The following is a 1,399-nucleotide window of genomic DNA, read 5'->3' on the forward strand; positions in this document are numbered from 1 at the left end:
GGGGGTTACTTGGTGGTGGGGCCTTCTTCGGCGCCGCGGTAGGTGTAGAGGTCGTCGAGGAACTTGCGTTGCATGGAGGGGATCTTGTCGATGGCCTTGAAGTAGGCGCGGGCGCCGGCGAGGACGGCGCGGCCGATGACGGGCTTGTGGAGGGGGTCGTCGCCGTTGGTGCCGTTCTCGGCGAGGGAGTCCTTCACGCGGGCGAAGCCGTAGGGGATCATCTCGGCTTCGTACTGGGCCAGTGCGGTGAGCAGGGGCTGGGTGTGGTGGTGGGCGTCGGTGAGGGCGTGGGTGAGGAGCATGGCGTCGCGCAGGCTGGTGTTGGCGCCGACGCCCTGGCCGGGGGTCATGGTGTGGATGGCGTCGCCGAGGAGGGTGATGTTGGTGGTCTTCCAGGCGGGGACGGGTTCGGAGGTGGCGATGCGCAGGGGGAAGGGGGTGGTGGGGTCGGCCATGGCGAAGAGCTTGCGGAAGTCGGGGTGCCAGTTGGGGGTGAGTTTGAGGGTGAGGTCGAGCAGGGCCTGGCCGCGCAGTTGCATGACGTCGGCGGGGAACTTGTCGTCGGAGGCCCAGATGCCGAAGGAGATGTAGTCGCGGGTGTTGTCGAACAGGAGGCCGGGCCAGGCGCGCAGGAGGTCGGCGTCGTTGCCGGCGGCGGTGTCCTTGATGCCGCCTCGTTCGTCCCAGCGGAATTCCATGACGTGCCAGATGCACATGAAGCCCTTGGGGGCGAAGACGAGGGACAGGCCCTGCTGGGATTCCCTGGGGAGCAGGGCGAGGGCTTCGGGGGTCATGGGGATCTTGGCGCCGATGGTGGTGATGCCGGCGGGCTTGAGGTGGGCGTGGGGCAGGTACTGGGCGCGGACGGCGGAGTGGGCGCCGTCGGCGGCGATGAGGGCGTCGCCCGTGGCGTGGGTGCCGTCGGCGAAGTGGGCGGTGACGGTGCCGTCGGGGTGCTGTTCGTAGTGGGTGAACTGCTTGTCGAAGTGGACGATGTCCTCGAGGCCGGTGAGCAGGAGTTGGCGCAGGGTCTGGCGGGAGACGGAGCGTTCGGAGTTGATGAGGTCGGCGTCGCCGCGCAGGGGGACGGCGGCGGTGCGCTTCTTCTTCTCGGTCAGGACGTTGAAGTAGAGGGGGGTGCGGGCGCAGGTGGCGAGGAAGGTGTCGAAGAGCTGGGGCGGCAGGCAGTCCTTGAGGGCGCGGTTGCCGGTGGGGTCGATGCCGACGCGGTAGCCGTAGAGGCCTTCGGTGCGCGAGCGCTGCTTCTCGTAGACGGCGACGGAGACGCCGTTCTTGCGCAGGCCGTGGGCGAGGGTCAGGCCGCCGAACCCGGCACCGATGACCAGGACGTGCAGTGGGGCGGAGGACATGGTGGATCTTCTTCCTGTGCGCGGAGGTA

At 68.8% G+C, this 1,399-nt stretch carries 1 protein-coding gene; it reads right to left on the reverse strand.

Features of this window, described 5'->3' with window-relative positions; all coding sequences use genetic code 11:
- Positions 1-5: 5 nt before the first annotated feature.
- Positions 6-1,370 (reverse strand): FAD-dependent oxidoreductase, encoded by a 1,365-nt coding sequence (locus ABD323_RS41170; RefSeq protein ID WP_344447214.1) that lies wholly within the window; start codon positions 1,368-1,370, stop codon positions 6-8.
- Between the last annotated feature and the right edge of the window lie 29 nt (positions 1,371-1,399).

This window comes from Kitasatospora nipponensis (genome assembly GCF_039528135.1).
GTDB classification, from domain to species: Bacteria; Actinomycetota; Actinomycetes; order Streptomycetales; family Streptomycetaceae; genus Kitasatospora; species Kitasatospora nipponensis.

Coding starts and splice junctions, on each gene's coding strand:
- ABD323_RS41170 (WP_344447214.1), bottom strand. CDS start 1,370: ATGTCCTCCGCCCCACTGCACGTCCTGGTCATCGGTGCCGGGTTCGGC.